At 72.0% G+C, this 16,990-nt stretch carries 11 protein-coding genes; 5 read left to right on the forward strand and 6 right to left on the reverse strand.

Annotation, left to right across the window (positions count from 1 at the left end):
• Positions 1–32 precede the first annotated feature (32 nt).
• The 3 genes from ACFVTF_RS36925 to hypE are packed head-to-tail and all read left to right on the forward strand — an operon-like array spanning position 33 to position 2,555.
• Positions 33–350 carry a HypC/HybG/HupF family hydrogenase formation chaperone gene (locus tag ACFVTF_RS36925; protein WP_387818486.1) on the forward strand — a complete coding sequence of 106 codons (318 nt, stop codon included), beginning with the start codon at positions 33–35 and terminating at the stop codon, positions 348–350.
• Positions 347–1,471, forward strand: a complete 1,125-nt coding sequence (gene hypD, locus ACFVTF_RS36930; protein ID WP_387818488.1) for a hydrogenase formation protein HypD — start codon at positions 347–349, stop codon at positions 1,469–1,471. Before ACFVTF_RS36925 ends, hypD begins: the two co-directional genes overlap by 4 nt.
• Positions 1,464–2,555, forward strand: coding sequence for a hydrogenase expression/formation protein HypE (hypE, locus tag ACFVTF_RS36935; RefSeq protein WP_387818490.1), 1,092 nt, complete (start codon positions 1,464–1,466; stop codon positions 2,553–2,555). Before hypD ends, hypE begins: the two co-directional genes overlap by 8 nt.
• A 178-nt stretch (positions 2,556–2,733) precedes the next feature.
• Here the strand turns inward: hypE and ACFVTF_RS36940 are convergent, their stop codons facing one another.
• The 3 genes from ACFVTF_RS36940 to ACFVTF_RS36950 form a co-directional block, all read right to left on the reverse strand.
• The gene (locus tag ACFVTF_RS36940) at positions 2,734–9,687 is read right to left on the reverse strand and encodes a hypothetical protein (RefSeq protein WP_387818492.1); all 6,954 of its coding nucleotides are present in this window, start codon (positions 9,685–9,687) and stop codon (positions 2,734–2,736) included.
• Positions 9,688–10,014: 327 nt separating this feature from the next.
• Positions 10,015–10,608, reverse strand: coding sequence for a fasciclin domain-containing protein (locus tag ACFVTF_RS36945; RefSeq protein ID WP_387818494.1), 594 nt, complete (start codon positions 10,606–10,608; stop codon positions 10,015–10,017).
• 191 nt (positions 10,609–10,799) lie between these two features.
• Positions 10,800–11,303: a GNAT family N-acetyltransferase gene (locus ACFVTF_RS36950; RefSeq protein WP_387818496.1), complete on the reverse strand. Its 504-nt coding sequence runs from the start codon at positions 11,301–11,303 to the stop codon at positions 10,800–10,802.
• A 279-nt stretch (positions 11,304–11,582) separates the two neighbouring features.
• Between ACFVTF_RS36950 and ACFVTF_RS36955 the strand changes: the two genes are divergently transcribed.
• Both ACFVTF_RS36955 and ACFVTF_RS36960 read left to right on the forward strand, forming a co-directional pair.
• On the forward strand, positions 11,583–12,185 hold the full coding sequence (locus ACFVTF_RS36955; RefSeq protein WP_387818498.1) for a hypothetical protein: 603 nt from the start codon (positions 11,583–11,585) through the stop codon (positions 12,183–12,185).
• 251 nt (positions 12,186–12,436) lie between these two features.
• Positions 12,437–13,681 carry an MFS transporter gene (locus tag ACFVTF_RS36960; RefSeq protein ID WP_387818500.1) on the forward strand — a complete coding sequence of 415 codons (1,245 nt, stop codon included), beginning with the start codon at positions 12,437–12,439 and terminating at the stop codon, positions 13,679–13,681.
• 51 nt (positions 13,682–13,732) lie between these two features.
• On the opposite strand, the gene ACFVTF_RS36965 is transcribed toward ACFVTF_RS36960, so the two are convergent.
• The 3 genes from ACFVTF_RS36965 to ACFVTF_RS36975 all read right to left on the reverse strand — a co-directional run bounded on the left by ACFVTF_RS36965 (position 13,733) and on the right by ACFVTF_RS36975 (position 16,593).
• Positions 13,733–14,377 (reverse strand): ATP-binding protein, encoded by a 645-nt coding sequence (locus tag ACFVTF_RS36965; protein ID WP_387818502.1) that lies wholly within the window; start codon positions 14,375–14,377, stop codon positions 13,733–13,735.
• A 93-nt stretch (positions 14,378–14,470) separates the two neighbouring features.
• Complete coding sequence (locus ACFVTF_RS36970) at positions 14,471–15,331, reverse strand: DUF3592 domain-containing protein (protein WP_387818504.1); 861 nt, start codon at positions 15,329–15,331, stop codon at positions 14,471–14,473.
• Between the two features lie 182 nt (positions 15,332–15,513).
• A complete protein-coding gene (locus ACFVTF_RS36975) occupies positions 15,514–16,593 on the reverse strand; it encodes a hypothetical protein (RefSeq protein WP_387818506.1) in 1,080 nt (359 codons plus the stop codon).
• Positions 16,594–16,990 lie beyond the last annotated feature (397 nt).

The following is a 16,990-nucleotide window of genomic DNA, read 5'->3' on the forward strand; positions in this document are numbered from 1 at the left end:
TCGGAGGAACCGGAGAGAGGAGGGAGACCGCGATGTGCCTGGCGGTACCCGGAAGAGTGTTGGAGATCGCGGAACGCGACGGGACCAGGATGGCGGTCGTCGACTTCGGCGGGGTCGTCAAGGACGTGTGCCTGGAGTACCTGCCGGACCTGAAGGTGGGCGAGTACGCCATCGTCCACGTCGGGTTCGCGCTGCAGCGGCTGGACGAGGAGTCGGCTCGCCGGACCTTGCAGCTGTTCGAGGAACTCGGCCTGCTCCAGGAGGAGTTCGGCGACCCCTGGGAGGCCGCGGCGGCCTCCGCTGCCGCGGCAGCCTCGGAGGCCTCGGCGAAGCGGGAGGAGGGGCGGTGAGATACCTGGAGGAGTTCCAGAACCCCGAGCTGGCCGGCGGCCTGCTCGCCGACATCAGGGCGACGGTCACCCGGCCGTGGGCGCTGATGGAGGTGTGCGGCGGCCAGACGCACAGCATCATCCGACACGGGATCGATCAACTTCTTCCACCTGAGGTCGAGTTGATCCACGGACCGGGCTGCCCGGTGTGCGTCACCCCGCTGGAGGTGATCGACAAGGCGCTGGAGATCGCGGCCCGGCCCGAGGTGATCTTCTGCTCCTTCGGCGACATGCTGCGGGTGCCCGGCACCGGCCGTGACCTCTTCCGGGTGCGCGGCGCGGGCGGCGACGTCCGGGTGGTGTACTCCCCGTTGGACGCGCTGCGGATCGCCGAGGAGAACCCGCACCGGGAGGTCGTCTTCTTCGGCATCGGCTTCGAGACCACCGCACCACCCAACGCCATGGCGGTGCACCAGGCCAGGAAGCGGGGCATCGGCAACTTCAGCATGCTGGTCTCGCACGTACGGGTGCCACCCGCCATCGAGGCCATCATGAACTCGCCGCAGTGCCGGGTCCAGGGCTTCCTCGCCGCCGGACACGTGTGCAGTGTGATGGGGACCGACGAATACCCCGCGCTCGCCGATCGTCACCGGGTGCCGATCGTCGTCACCGGCTTCGAACCGCTCGACATCCTGGAGGGAATCCGGCGCACCGTACGGCAGTTGGAGAACGGCGAGCACACCGTCGACAACGCCTACGCGCGGGCCGTACGCCCGGAGGGCAACCCGGCGGCCCGGGCCATGCTGGAGGACGTCTTCGAAGTGACGGACCGGGCCTGGCGCGGCATCGGCGTCATCCCGGACAGCGGCTGGCGGCTCTCCCCGCGCTACCGCGACCACGACGCCGAGCACCGCTTCGACGTCGCGCGGATCACCACCGTCGAACCCGCGCAGTGCCGCAGCGGGGAAGTCCTCCAGGGGCTGCTCAAACCGCACCAGTGCGAGGCCTTCGGTACCGCCTGCACCCCGCGCACCCCGCTCGGCGCCACCATGGTCTCCAGCGAGGGCGCCTGCGCCGCCTACTACCTCTACCGGCGGCTCGACGCGCCGGGCATCGCCCGGGAGGCGAGCCCCGTTGGCTGAGACCCAGACCCAGGCGCTGAGCGGCGCCGGCGGCGCCCCGGACATCCTCGGATGGAGCTGCCCACTGCCGCTGCGCGACCACCCCCGGGTGGTGATGGGGCACGGCGGAGGCGGGGTGCTGTCGGCCGAACTGGTGGCGAACCTGTTCGCCCCGGCCTTCGGCGGGCCGGTGCTCGCCGGGCTCGCGGACTCGGCGGTCGTCAAGCTCGGCGGCGCCCGACTCGCCTTCTCCACCGATTCCTACGTCGTGCGGCCGCTCTTCTTCCCCGGCGGCAGCATCGGCGACCTCGCGGTCAACGGCACCGTCAACGACCTGGCCATGAGCGGGGCCCAGGCGGCCTACCTGTCCTGCGGCTTCATCCTGGAGGAGGGCGTGGAGACGGCCGTGGTCGCGCACGTCGCCCAGGCGCTGGGCGCCGCCGCCCGGGCCGCCGGGGTGGAGGTGGTCACCGGCGACACCAAGGTCGTCGAAGCCGGGCACGGCGACGGCGTGTACGTGAACACCGCCGGCATCGGGCTCGTCCCCGCCGGAGTCGACATCCGGCCGCAGCGCGCCGCCCCGGGTGACGTGGTGATCGTCAGCGGTGAGATCGGTCTGCACGGCGTGGCCATCATGAGCGTGCGCGAGGGCCTGGAATTCGGCGTCGAGATCGAGAGTGACTGCGCAGCCCTCGGCACACTGGTGGCCGCGATGCTGGCCGTCACACCCGACCTGCACGTGCTGCGCGACCCCACCCGGGGCGGCCTCGCGGCGGCACTCGGTGAGATCGCCGAGGCCGCCCGGGTGGGCGTCGTGGTGAACGAGCGGGCCGTCCCCGTGCCCGCGCAGGTCGCCAACGCCTGTGCGATCCTCGGCCTCGACCCGTTCTACGTCGCCAACGAGGGCAAGCTGGTCGCCTTCGTCCCGCGCGAGCACGCCGACGCCGTCCTCGCCGCGATGCGGGCGCACCCGCTGGGTGCGCGCTCGGCGGTGATCGGCGAGTGCGTGGTGGACCACCCCGGCATGGTCGTCTGCCGCACCCCCTTCGGTGGCACCCGCGTCATCGACCTGCCGATGGGGGAGCAACTCCCGCGGATCTGCTGAGGGTTCCGCCCGCCTCGTGCGGGTGAGGGACAAGGATCGGGGCTCGTGCCGGTTTCACCGGGACGAGCCCCGATCCTTGTCCAGGGCGGGCGATCAGCCCGGGGTGCCGAGGTCGCACTGTTCGACGGAAGCGGGATCCTGCCGGTCCCAGGTGTGCCCGGGACCGGCAGGACGGCGGTCAGCGGCGGGTCCGGCGGAGCGTCAGCAGCAGGCCGCCCGCGGCGAGCATCGCGAAGGCCGCCAGGCCCGCCAGGGGCATGGGGTCCGACCCGGTGGGGGGCAGCGGCCCGCCGGTGGGGCTGGGCGAGGGCTGCGACGGGTTGACGGTGACGCTGGTGGCGCATGGCCCGCCGGTGGTCGCCGACGGCTCCGGCACCTCCTGGGCCGAGCGACGCGATCGGTTCGGCGAAGCGGGGCAGTTGCTGCCGTCGCCGAGCGAGACGATCCGGTTGTCGAGGCGCTTGCCGCCGGCGTCGGACTTGACGGTGAAGGTGTAGACGAGGGTCTCGGTGGCTCCGGGGCGGAGGTCGAGCGTCCAGGTCAGACGTGGCGGGCTGTAGGAGATCCGGCCGATGGTGGCGTGGGCGTCACCGTCGTAGCCGGCGGCGTCCAGGACACCGGTGAAGTCGTCGACGACGACGGCGCCGTGGTAGGTGCCGCCGGCGCGGTTCGTGGCGGTGACGGTGTAGGTGACCTTGTCACCGGGGTTGGGCTTGGCCGGGGAGACCTGCTTGACGAGGTGCAGGTCGTGCCGGACGGTGATCGGCTCGGTCGGGGTGGCCACGGCCGTGTGCGTGGGCGTCGCCGGGTCGGGGCCGCCGGTGACGACGGCGGAGTTCATCGGCACCTCCGTCGCGTCCGGCGAGAGGGTCCCGCTGAGGGTGTAGGTCGCGGTGGCGCCGACGGCCAGGTCGATCGCCGGGCAAGTGGCGACGCCGCCGCTGTCCGGGCAGGGCGTGCCGTCGGCGTCGGAGGTCAGCACCGGGTGGTCCACCTGCTGCGGGAACCGGTCGGTGACCACGACGTTGCGCGCCCGAGAGGGGCCGTCGTTGGTGACGCTGACCCGCCAGGAGATCGGCGCGCCGGCCACGACCGGGGAGGTCAGCAGCACCTTGGAGACCGTCAGACGGGCCTCCTGGACCGGCGGACCGGTCGGCGAGGCGACCGCGGTGTGGGTGGGTGTGGCGGGGTCGGGCCCGCCGGTGACGACCGCGGTGTTCACCGGTGTGCTGGTGGCCGCGGGGTCGAGTGTGCCGGTGAGCGTCCACGAGTGGGTGGCGCCGACCGGGATCTGGACGGCGGGGCAGGTCGCTACCCCGGCCGTGACGGGGCAGACGGCGCCGTCGGAATCCGAGGTCAGCGAGGCACCGGACACCCCGCCGGGCACCCGGTCGGTGACGACCACGTCCCGCGCCTGGCTGGGGCCGTTGTTGGTGACCGTCACCCGCCACTGGATCTGCTGCCCGGGCACCACCGGGCTCGTCAGCAGCACCTTGGAGACCGTCAGACGGGCCTGCTGGGAGGGCGAACCGGTCGGTGAGGCCACGGCGGTGTGGGTGGGTGTGGCCGGGTCGGGCCCGCCGGTGACGACCGCGGTGTTCACGGGCGTGCTGGTGGCGGCGGGGTCGAGCGTGCCGGTGAGCGTCCAGCTCGCGGTGCCCCCGGCGGGGAGCTCGACCGCCGGGCAGGTGGCGACACCGGCGGCGATGACGCAGCTGGCCCCGCTCGTGTCGTCGGTCATCGCGGGGTTGTCGACGCCGTCCGGGATCCGGTCGGTGACCACGACGTTCCGGGCCCGCGAAGGACCGTTATTCGTGACCGTCACCCGCCACTGGATCGGGCCGCCCGGCACCACCGGATCGGTGAGCAGGATCTTGGAAGCGGTCAGGTTCGCCTGCGGCGACGGGGTGGCGGTGGGCGAGGCGATGGCGGTGTGGGTGGGCGTCGCGGGGTCGGGGCCGCCGGTGACGGTGGCGCCGTTGGTGGGGGTGACCGTGGCGTTGGGGTCGAGGACGCCGCTCAGGCCGTAGCTGTGCGACTGGCCGACCTCCAGCTCGATGGCCGGGCAGGTCGCGACGCCGCCCGCGACCGGGCAGGCGGCCCCGTCGGTCTCGGACGTCATGGTCGGACTCGACACCCCCGCCGGGATCCGGTCCGTGACGACGACGTTCCGGGCCCGCGAAGGACCGTTGTTCGTGACGGTGACCCGCCACTGGATCTGCTGCCCGGGCACCACCGGGTTCGTCACCAGCACCTTGCCGAGCGTCAGGTTCGCCTGCGGGGTGACGGCGCCGGAGGGGCTGGCGACCGCCGTGTGCGTGGGTGTGGCGGGGTCGGGCCCGCCGGTGACGGTCGCGGTGTTCCCGGGCACGGCCGTGGCGTCCTGGGCGAGCATGCCGGTGAGGGTGAAGGTCGCCGTCGCGCCGACCGGGATCTCCACCGCCGGGCACGTCGCCGTGCTGGTGCTGACCGGGCAGGACGAGCCCGTGGCGTCCACGGTCATCATGGCGCCGACCACCTGGTCCGGGATGCGGTCGCTGACGACCACGTCGCGGGCGGTCGACGGCCCCCGGTTGGTGACGGCGACCTGCCACGAGATCGGCCGGCCGGGTACCACCGGGTCGGTGAGCAGGATCTTCGTCACGGTCAGGTTCGCCTGCGGCTGGGCCGTCTCGGTCGGAGTCGCCGTCGCCGTGTTGTTCGACGGGTTGGGGTCCGGGCCGCCGGAGACGGAGGCGACGTTCACGGGCGTGCCGGTCGCGGCGGCGTCGAGCGTGCCGGTGACGGTGTAGGAAGCGGTGCCGTCGGCCGGGATCTCGATGGCCGGACAGGTCGCCGTGCCGCCGGCGATCGGACACGGCGTGCCGTCCGCGTCGGCGGCCACGGCCGGATTGTGGACCTCCGCCGGGACGGTGTCGGTGACGACCACGTTCCGGGCCCGGGAGGGGCCGTTGTTGGTGACCGTCACCCGCCACTGGATCGGGCCGCCCGGCACCACCGGGCTCGTCAGCAGCACCTTGGCGATCGACAGGTCCGCCCGCGGGGACGGCGAACCGGACGGGGTCGCGACGGCGGTGTGTGTCGGAGTGGTCGGGTCGGGACCACCCGTGGCGGTCGCGGTGTTGGTGGGAGTGATGGTCGCGTTCGGGTCGAGCGTGCCGGTGAGGGTGTACGACTCCGACTGTCCGACGGCGAGCTCGACGGCGGGGCAGATCGCCTGGTTCCCGGTGATCGGGCACGGGGTGTCGTCGGCGTCCGCAGCCATGGTCGGGTCCAGGACGCCGGCGGGGACGGTGTCGGTGACGACCACGTTCCGGGCCCGGGAGGGGCCGGTGTTGGTGACCGTGACCCGCCACTGGATCGGGCCGCCCGGCACTGCGGAGCCGGTGACCAGCACCTTGGAGAGCGTGAGGCTGGCCTGCGGCGAGGGCGAGGCGGACGGGGTCGCGACAGCGGTGTGCGTGGGCGTCGCCGGGTCCGGGCCACCGGTCACGATGGCGGTGTTGGTGGGTGTGGTGGTCGCGCCCGAGGCCAGGATGCCGGTGAGGGTGTACGACTGCGACTGGCCGACGGCCAGATCGATGGCCGGACAGGTCGCCCGGTTCCCGGTGATCGGGCAGAGGCTGCCGTCCGTGTCCCGGGCCAGGGACGGGTTCGCGACGCCGTCAGGGACGGTGTCGGTGACGACGACGTTCCGGGCCGTGCTCGGCCCGTTGTTGGTGACGCTGACCCGCCACTGGATCTGCTGCCCGGGCACGACCGGGTTGGTGAGCAGCACCTTCGACACCGTCAGGCTCGCCTGTCCCGAAGGGGTGGTGGTCGGTGAGGCGACGGCGGTGTGGGTGGGCGTCGCCGGGTCGGGGCCGCCGGTGACGGTGGCGGTGTTGGTGGGAGTGCTCGTCGCGTTGGCGTCGAGGGTGCCTGTCAGTGTCCAGATGCGTGTTTGGCCGACGGGGATCTGGACGGCCGGACAGGTCGCCGCGCCGTTGGTGATCGGGCAGGTCGTGCCGTCTGCGGATGCCATGTTGGCGTTGGTTACGCCGGTCGGTACCTGGTCGGTGACGATGACGTTGCGGGCTTCGCTGGGGCCGTTGTTGGTGACGCTGATCTGCCACTGGATCTGCTGTCCGGGGACGACCGGGTTGGTGACGAGCGCCTTCGAGACGGTCAGGTTCGCTTGCGGCGACGGCGAGTTGGTTGGAGATGCGACGGCGGTGTGCGTGGGTGTGGTGGGGTCGGGGCCGCCGGTCACGATCGTGGTGTTGGACGGTGTCGCCGTGGCATCGGTGCCGAGAGTTCCGGTCAGTGTCCAGGTGAGTGTTTGACCGACGGGGATGTTCACCCCCGGACAGGTGGCGGTGCCGTTGGTGATGGGGCACGTTGTGCCGTCTGCGGCTGCCATGTTGGCGTTGGTTACGCCGGTTGGCACTTGGTCGGTGACGATGATGTTGCGGGCTTCGCTGGGGCCGTTGTTGGTGACGCTGATCTGCCACTGGATCTGCTGTCCGGGGACGACCGGGTTGGTCACCAGCACCTTGGAGACATTCAGGTTCGCCTGCGGCGACGGCGAGCCTGACGGGGTCGCGACGGCGGTGTGGGTCGGGGTCGCGGGGTCGGGTCCGCCGGTGACGATGGCCGTGTTGGTGGGTGTGGTGGTCACGTTGGCGTCGAGGGTGCCGGTGAGTGTCCAGGTGAGTGAGCCGCCGACGGGGATTTCGACGGCGGGGCAGGTTGCTGTTCCGTTGGTGATGGGGCAGTTGGCGCCGCCGGTGTCGGCGGTCATGGAAGCGCCGCTCACCCCGCTGGGCACGGTGTCGCTGACGATCACGTTCCGGGCGCGCGAGGGCCCGTTGTTGGTCACCGTCACCTGCCACTGCACCTGCTGCCCGGGCACCACCGGGCTCGTCAGCAGCGCCTTCGACACTGTCAGGTTCGCCTGCGGCGACGGAGCGGCGGTCGGTGAGGCCACCGCCGTCCGCGTCGGGGTCGCCGGGTCGGGTCCGCCGGTGACCGTGGCGGTGTTGGTGGGTGTGGTGGTGGCGTCGGGCGACAGCGTGCCGGTGAGCGTCCAGGACAGTGAGCCGCCGACGGGGATCTCGACGGCCGGGCAGGTTGCTGTTCCGTTGGTGATGGGGCAGTTGGCGCCGCCGGTGTCGGCCTTCATGGAAGCGCCGGTCACTCCGCTGGGCACGGTGTCGCTGACCACCACGTTCCGCGCCCGCGACGGCCCGCTGTTGGTCACCGTCACCCGCCACTGGATCTGCTGCCCGGGCACCACCGGGTTGGTGAGCAGGACCTTGGAGATGCCCAGGGTGGCCTGTCCGCCCGGCGGGATCGGGTTCGCGGTGCTGGTGCAGTTCGGGGTGCAGCCCGGGTCGGTGCCGCCGCCCGGCGGGGTGACGGTGGCGCGGTTGTCGAGCGAACCGGTGGCGTCGGCCGGGACGGTGCCGGTGAGCGTGTAGGTGACCTGGCCGCCGGCCGCGATGTCGACGGTGGTGTTGATGTTCCCGGTGCCCGACGCGGTGCTGCCGCAGCTGCTGCCACTGGCGGCCGCGCAGGTCCAGGTGAAGTTCTGGATGGAGGCGGGCAGCGTGTCCCTGACGCCCACTCCGGTGGCGTCGGAGGGGCCGCTGTTCTTCACCACGATCGTGTAGGTGAGCGGCTGGCCGGGGATGTACGGGTTCTTGTCCGGGGTCTTGGTGACGGACAGACCGGTGGTCGGCCGCGACGGGGTGTCGAGGGTGGTGGAGCAGGTCGGGCCGCAGTTGGGGTCGGTGCTCGCCGCGGGGCGGGTGACCGTGGCGGTGTTGCTGAGCGTCCCGGTGGTCGAGGACGGGACGGTGCCGGTGACGGTGTAGGTGACGCTGTCGTTGGCCGCGATGGTGGCCGTGGTGTCGAGGCTGCCCGAGCCGCTCGACGTGCCGCAGGCGCTGTTCGCGGTGGCGGCCGCGCAGGTCCAGGTGAAGCCCGAGAGCGCGGACGGCAGGGCGTCGCGGACGGCCGCGTCGACGGCGGGAGCGGGGCCGGCGTTGCGGACGGTGATGGTGTAGGTCAGCGGCTGGCCGGGGACGTAGCCGGCCTTGTCGGCGGTCTTGGTGATGGACAGGCCGACCGTGGTCTGCCACTCGATGACGACCTCGCCGTTGCCGCCGTTGGAGTAGCCGCCGCCGTCGCCGATGCCGCGCACGTACTGGGCGTCGGTGCGGCCGCCCGAGGTGCCGCCCTGGCCGTTGCCGGCGCTGTTGGTGCCGTTGGAGGTCTGGGTGTTGGTGACGCCGGTGCCCCGGTTGTAGCCGGAGCCGCCGCCACCCATGCCGTTGGCGTCCAGGGTGCCGGAGCGCTGGCAGGCGCCGCCGCCACCGCCGTAGTAACCGCCACCGCCGCCGCCACCGCCTTCGTAGCCACTGTTGCTGGCGCCGCGGCCGCCCTGGTACTGGCTGCCGGCGGTGGCGGCCGCACAGGCTGTCTGGGTGGCCGCTGGGCCGCCCGCGGTCTGGGTACCGCCCCGGCCGGAGGCGGCGGGCTGGTTGTCCTGGCCGCCGTTGGTGCCGCCGCCGCCACCGGCCGCCGGGGTGGTCGCGTCGGCGCCGGGCGAGGAGCCGCCGCCACCACCGGCGATGAGCAGCGGAGTGGTCCCGTAGGCGCCGTTCCACACGGCGCTCAGCCCGCCGCCGCTGCCGCCCGTCGCGCTGGCGCCGGAGGCGTCCGTGAAACCCTGGCCGCCGGCGCCGCCGCCGCCGTACGTCGAGCTGGTGCTGTTCAGCACGCCGCCCTGCCCGGAGGTGACGGTGAGCCGCTGGCCGGGCGTCACGGCGAGGGTGCCGGTGGTGTAGCCGCCGCCACCGCCTCCGTACTGGCCGGTGTAGTAGGGGCGGGGGGAGCCGGCGCCGCCGGCGCCGAAGACGCGGGCGTGGACGCTGCTCACCCCGGCCGGCACGGTGAAGGTCTGGTCACCACCGCTGTAGGTGAAGCGGACGCAGTTGGTGTTGGTGCCGGAGGGTGTGCAGGAGGCCTGGGCGCGGTTCCGTTCGACGAGGCGCGGGGCGGTGTGTTGCGGGTGCACGGAGGCGGCGAGGGCGAACCCTCCTTGCGGCACCAGGCACAGCAGGGCGAGGACGCCACGCAGCAGCATGGACACTGGACCGTCGACCAACGACCGCACCGGACGCACCGGCGCCTCCTCTCGCGATCACGCGTCAGCACGCGTGCGCGACCAGGAATAACCGAGGTCACAGTGGGCAGCGGCCACTCACGACCGTGTCATCTGATCATTACGTGAGAATCCCTGCTATTGGCCTATTGGGATGCCTCGGCCGGGTCTTGCGGGCGGCGACGGAGTTGCTGTTCCTGCCCCGGAGGACCTTGGTCGGGAACCCGCCCGGGACGACGGGTCGGGGTGGGGAGCACCCGCCGTGACCCGTATGTCGACGTCCCGGTTCGCTCAGTGCGCTCAGCTCGTTCAGCCGAACGCCGGTACCTGGTCCAACACCGCCAGCCGCGCGTTCGCCGTCCGGATGCTGCCGCAGACCACCTGCGCACCGCCGATCCGGTAGTCGTCCCCGCTGCCGGTCGCCTTGATCACCGCACCCTGCAGCGAGGTGTAGGACTTGTCCGCCAGATCGGCCTTGCGCAGGTCCCGGACCACGATCAGGCGGCGCAGCAGGTCGCTCGCGCCGGGCTGGGCGCCCAGGGCCTTCTTCTGGTCCTCCGGCAGTTTGGCGAAGGCCGCGTCGTTCGGGGCGAAGACGGTGACGTTGTCCATCGAGTCGAAGACGTCCTTGGCCTTGGCCGTCTTGATCAGCGAGGACATCGCGCTAAGGTCCTTGGTCTGGTCGATCGCGGACAGCACCGGGATGCCGCCCATCGAGGCCAGGCTCCCGGGGCCGTCGGCCGGCAGCGCGGCGCAGTTCGGGCCGAACGCCTGCTCCGGCGGGGGAGGTGCGGCGACCGCCGGAGCGGCAGCGTCGCTGCCCACACCGGTGCAGCCGGCGAGCGGCACGAGGGCCAGCGCGACGGCTGCGGTCAAGACGGGGCGGGTCGTGCGACGACGCATGCGAAGTCCTCCTCAAGGGGGCGAACCGGCCTATCCGGGCTGAATACGCTCAGATAGTGACACGGGAACGGGACGATCCCCGGGACTGACCTCACCTGACCACCCGTCACCGGATCGGCGCCGGGCTCCGGCGGACCGGCCCGCCCGGGCGACGGGCGAGCCGAACGGGCTGTCCTCGCCCGGACCCCCCGTCAGGGGGTGAGTCGGAACTCCTCCAACTCCATGCCGTACCAGCGGGTGGTGCGGCCCAGCGCGGTCATGCCGAGCCGGTGGCAGACGGCCAGCGACGGCCGGTTGTCCGGCCGGACCACCGCGTGGATCTCGGCCAGGCCGTCCGCGAATCCCTTGGCCACGGCGCCCTGCGCGGCCTCGGTGGCGTAGCCCTGACCCCAGCTGTCCGGGTGGAGGTGCCAGCCGACCTCGACCTCTCCGTCGCCGTCCGGGATCGGGATGAGCAGGACGGAGCCGGCGACCACGCCGGTGTCCTTCCGTTCCGCCGCCCAGGTGCCGAAGCGCGGGTCGGCCGAGCGGGAGCGGAAGCGTTCGATCGCCGCCTCGGCGTCAGTGAGGTTTTCCAGGGTGCGGGGATCGCGGCCCAGCCACTGCGTCACCTCCCAGCGGGAGTAGATGTCGAGTGCCCGCTCGCGGTCCTCGGGCTGCCACTGGCGTATCGTCAGGCGATTGGTCGTGAACATGGACGTGATTCTGCTCCGACTGACCTGCGGGTGCCAGGCGCAGACGCTTTCGGCATCGACCGCGCGGCCCTCCCCGCAGGGTTGCCACACCGCAGCTTCCACCGCCCCGACCGGACGGGCTCCCGTGCGAAGGGCGACTTTGGGCCAAGATTGCCTGTTCGTGTGATCGGCACATTTTGTGCACACTTCCTCCCCGTAGGGTGTGGCCGTTCCATCCCGGGTTCCCCCGTCAACGGGCCGCATCGTGCTGCCCGCCGCTAGGACTGGAGTGAATTGACCATGTCTGACCGCCACTTGTGGAAGCACCTGACAACTGCCGTCGTCCGCAGGGGAATCGGCGCCACCCTGGGCGCCCTCGCGCTGATCGCGGCCTTCGTCCTCGCGGGCACCGCCGCCGGGACGTCGAGTGCGGCGGCCCAGCCGGCCGGCTGGGGCGGCCCCGGCAAGTGGGCCTGCTCCGGCGCGCCCGTCCAGTCCGGATGGGTCATCACCATCTACGACCGGACCGGCTGCAACGGCTCCGGTTCCTGGTACCAGGAACCGGTCAAGGACGGGATCTGGACCTGTTCGGGCTCGCCGATCATCCCCGGGTACGTCATCACCGACCACATCCAGACCGGCTGCAACGGCATCGGCTCCTGGCGGCACAACCTCCCCAAGGACGGGATCTGGACCTGCGGCGGATCGCCGGTCGTCAGCGGCTACGTCATCACCGACTACATCCGCAACGGCTGCAACGGCGTCGGGTCCTGGCGGCACAACCTCGCGCGCGTCGGCCTGTGGACCTGCCCGGGCTCGCCCATCCCGGCCGGCTTCCGCGCCACCACGTACAGCGCCGGCGGGTGCAGCGGCCTCGGCGCCTGGGCCCTGATGCGCGCCTGACCCCACCCGCCCGGCCCGGAGGCACCGTGCACTCGTCGTGCCGGTGCCTCCGGCACGCTCCCACGAGGGCAGCTGGTCGAAGCCGCCGCCGTTCACCCGCACAGCGTCGAGATCCGCGCCGGCCCATCGTGTCCACACAACGGATGGTTGTGCCTTCCCGGCGGATCGGTTGTTTGATCCCGCCATTCGCCATCCGCTTTGATGCCGGTGGTCAGCGGGTGGTTGTTCGGATCGGCGGAAGGCGTACGGGCATGAACGGGCGGCGGGCACTGGGGCGACGGTTCGGATGGCTGTGGGCGGCGTTCGCGGTCAGCTCCTACGGCTCGGGGCTCGGATTCGGTGCGTTCCCCCTCCTCGCGATCGTCGTGCTGCACTCCGGACCGACCCAGGTGGCGCTGCTGTCCGCCGCGGGGCGGGCGGTGGGGGCCCTGGTCGCCGTTCCGCTCGGTCCGTGGATGGAGTTCCGGCGCAAACGACCGGTCATGATGGCGATGGACCTGATCCGGTTCGCGGTGCTGCTGAGCGTCCCCGCCGCGTTCGCGCTCGGCCGGCTCAGCTTCGCCCAACTCCTCGTCGTCTCCGTCGTCACCGCCGCGGCCGACATCGCCTTCAAGGCCGCCAGCGGCGCGTACCTCAAGACGCTCGTGCCGACCCAGGACCTGCTCGTCGCGAACAGCCGGTTCGAATCGACGACGTGGACCGCCACCACCGTCGGGCCACCGCTCGGCGGGGCCGCCATCGGACTGTTCGGCCCGGTGGTGACCGTGGTCGCCGACGCCCTCAGCTACCTGCTCTCGGCCCTCGGCATCCGCGCCATCGGCGGCACCGAACCGCACCCCGCGCCGACCGGCGCACCGCGGCTGCGCGCCGGGGACCTGCTCGAAGGGTGGCGCCACATCCTCGCCCACCCCACACTGCGACCGCTGTTCCTCAACGCGATCGTGGTCAACGGCCTGATCATGGCCGCCGAACCGCTGATGGCCGTACTCCTCCTCGGCCGGCTCGGCTACGCACCCTGGCAGTACGGCCTCGTGTTCGCCTCCCCCTGCGTCGGCGGTCTGCTCGGCTCACGCCTCGCCCGCCCGCTCGCGACGCGCTTCGGACAGCACCGGACGCTGCTCACCGCCGGAGTGCTGCGCGCGTGCTGGCCCATCGGGCTGGCGTTCGTCCAGCCCGGCGCCCCCGGGATCGTCCTCATCGTCACCGTCCAGCTCGGGCTGGTCACCTGCTGCGGCCTGTTCAATCCGCTGCTGGCCACCCACCGGCTCGAACAGATCGACCCCGACAAGCTCTCCCGCACCCTCGCCGCATGGTCGATCAGCAGCAGTGCCGCCATCGCGGCCCTCACCGCCCTGTGGGGTCTGCTGGCCGCCACCACCAGCCCCCGCACCGCGATCGCCGCCGCCGGAGTCCTCCTCCTCGCCACCCCGCTGCTGCTCCCGCGTCGCGCGAGGACGCCCCGGAAGGCAGGGGAACAGGCCGCGAGCCTGACCTGAGACGCGGGAGCCCGGACGGCTGCCGGTCGAGTATCTCGGACGTCTCGGATGTCAGTGTGGCTCACGCCGGTCGTCGAGCTGGATCTCCAACTGCGGCCAGGTTGCGGCCAGGCGTGCCAAGTCGTCCGCCGTCGGGCCGGTGAGCGTCGGGCCGGTGAGCGAGCTCACCGGTGCGCCCGGCTTGAAGTGGACCACTGTCCCGGTCGTGCCGTCCACCTCGACGGGTTCCAGGCCGGTGACGGGGACGCCGAGTTCGTAGCGCTGGGTCCAGGCCCCGTTGAGACGGCGGTTGGTGTGGACGAGCCAGTCGCTGAGCGCCGCCACGACGGACATGCCGCGCCGGGGATGACCGTCGGGCAGCACCTCGGCCTGCGGGAAGTCGAAGAACCGGAGGTCCTTCGTCGCCATGACCGGCTTCTTCACGCTGCGGCCCCGCTCGTCCACCCGGGTGTCGGTGCCCCGCCCGTCGTCCCTGACGGACAGCGAGCCGTCGGCGTGGAGAACGAGGACGCAGCGCCCGCCGCCGTTGCCTGACGCTTCGTCGGCCGCATAGGCGAGGACTTCCAGGACGAGGTGCCACGATCCGCCCGGAGCGAACTCCGCCGGGCTCCGCCTGATGCGCGCCAGATGATCCGCATCGACGGCGCTCGACCAGTCATGTGTCGTGTTGACCCACTGGGCCCTCGGCTCATTCATCGGGCCAGGATGCCGCAGGCCGACGACGGCTCTGGGACCGGCCCCGTGACTGAGGACGGTTCGCGGGCCGATCGGTGCCACGGCCGTCGGGCGTCAGAGCAGGACCGCTCCCGCGACTGCCGCCGACGCCGTGACGAGAACGCCCACGATGCCGCTGGTGACTCCGCTCCGCCAGGACCGTTGTGCGGCCGCGAGGTCCGGGGTGAAGTCGGCCGGGTCGGCGGGGGAGTAGTGGATCGTGATGTCCCGGCCGTACGAGTTGGTGGGGTCCGGCAGGCCTGAGAAGCAGTAGGCGGTGACGGCCGTGCCCTCGTGGGTGGTGAAGGCGACCACCGGTGTCTGGCTGGTGGACGTGTAGCCGTCCTCGTCGGTGCGGACGCTCCTCACGACGGCGACCACACGGCCCGGCACCGGAACCATCGCGGCCAGGGTGTCGAACCGGCTCCGCGCCCGGCGGACATCCTGGGGCAGGGAGCACGCGAGGAACACGCTCCACGGCGCGCCGACACCGATCAGGGCCCACGGCCAGCCCCAGTCGCTCGCGGCGACGACCACCAGCCCGACGTAGATCAGGAACACCGCGAAGTTCGGCCAGCCGAGCCCGTAGCGGCCGGCCCGGAGGTCGTCGGTGAACCGGAAGGCGTCCGGTCTTCCGGGCGGATAGCGGATCCCGATCTCCCGGCCCGTCCAGGCCGTGTTGATCCTGTCGCCGCAGTCACCGTCGTTCGTCACGGTGAACTGCTGCCCGGTGGAGGGGTCCTGGAAGGTGACGACGATCGCTATGCCGTCCGCCTCGGAACCTCTGTGCCGCGGCTCCTGCACCCGCTGGATCCGCCCCGTCACCCGGACCGTCCGCTGGGCCCGGGTCACCCCCGCCAGCGACCGCCCGTACCCGAGCAGCGCCAAGGTGCCGAGCACCCCGCACCAGAGCACCAGATAGTCGTGCCAGCCCATGCGTCCTCCTCCTGTCCCTCCGGGTACGGTCCGCCGGGGTTTCTTCGTTGCCGTGGCAATCCTTTGTGCGCGAGATCTACCACGTCCGGGCCGGTGGGGGAGTCGCAGCGGCTGGCCCAAGTCCGCCGGTGGAAAGCAGTCTTGATGTCGAAGCGCGTTGAGCGCGGGTGAAGCGCGGGTGATCAGCGTGCCGGGGTGCGTCGCACCACCTGGCCCTCACCGTTCGCCTCCAGCGAGGCACTGCCCTCGGGCCCGGTCACGCCGACCCTGACCGTGAGGGAGCCGGCGAGGTGGTCGGCGGTGATCTGCCAGGACGTCGGGGAGTGGACACCGAGCGTGGTTTCGGCCTCCTTGACCAGGGCCGGGAACCGCTCGTAGGGCAGGGACAGCGGATCGAACTGGGGGGCCTTCGTGCCGCTCGGGGAGAACACGACCGACAGCACGCGCTCCTGAGCGAAGACGGTGATCGCCTGGCGCGGATCCTTCCCCTCGGTAAGGGAGTTGATGGCCTTGCGCAGTTCGCCGTCGTCGAGGAACGACTGGTCCGGCCCTAGGGAGACCGTGCCGGTCCCGGACGACACCACCGTGGTCGACCACGTCGAAGTGACCGTCGGTGCCGGAGAGGCGGAGTCCTGCTGCTCGAACAGGTCCACGTGGAACAGGAAGACCACGGCAGCCGCGGCGAGCAACAGGCCGAAGAGCCCGACGAAGCCGGTCGAACGGCCCTCGGAAGGCTCGGTCACCCTGGTCGACTCGGGAGCCGAATCCAGCTGAGCGCCGGCCGCCCGCTCCTCCCACTCCGGGATCGGCCGCTTCACGATCCTCACCTGCCAAGGCCTGTCCTGCGGATACTTCACCACCAGGACGCCGCGCGGCCGGTAGTCGGGGAGGTCGACCAGATTGATGTCCTGAGTGATCCCGACGCGGAAGGCCGGCCCGTCGTCCGGTGCGACGGTGAGATCGAACCGCACCGGCACCTCGCTCGTCTCACCCCCGACGGCGTGCCGACTCTCGATCACCGCGAGCGCCGTCCGGGGCACGACCTCCGCCTCCCGGGCCCGCCTCGGCGCGCCGGCGAGGAGGAGCAACAGGCCGTAGACGACGGGCAGTCCCAAACCCCCGATGAACAAGGGCACCTTCTCGACGACCACACCGACCACGAGCGCGGCCAGCGAGCCCCCGATCACGGCCCCCGTCAGGAAACTGCGGGCGAGGGCGACCGGAGTGCTGCGCGGGGGCGGCGCGCTCGTGGTGATCGTCATACGGGTGATTGTGCCGGGCCGGGGTGACAGCCGGTAGGCCTGGGGCGGGCGTTGTTGGCGCGGGGCCGGCGGTGCGCGGAGGGGGCACGGCTGGCAGGAGCAGTTGGAGCGGCGGGCGGAGGGCTGTGTGCGGTCCCCGAAGGGCAGGTCCCGGGTCGTGCCCGTCACGGGGGACGGTTTCGACGGGTGGCCCGGTTCGCCAGCTCCCGCGGTCGACTTCACGGGAGTTGGCGGTGAGCAGGTGGTCTGTGCGCGAGCCGCGAGCTGCTGGTCGGGTACGAGGTGTGGCGGGTGGCTATCGGCTGTTTGTGCTGGTGGTGTGTGTGAGTTGGTGGTTGAGGTTGGTGAGGGCGTTGTGGGTGGCTTTGGTGTGTTGGTTGGGGATGGTGTGTTTGGG

It is taken from the genome of Kitasatospora sp. NPDC057940 (assembly GCF_042887425.1).
Classification (GTDB): domain Bacteria; phylum Actinomycetota; class Actinomycetes; order Streptomycetales; family Streptomycetaceae; genus Kitasatospora.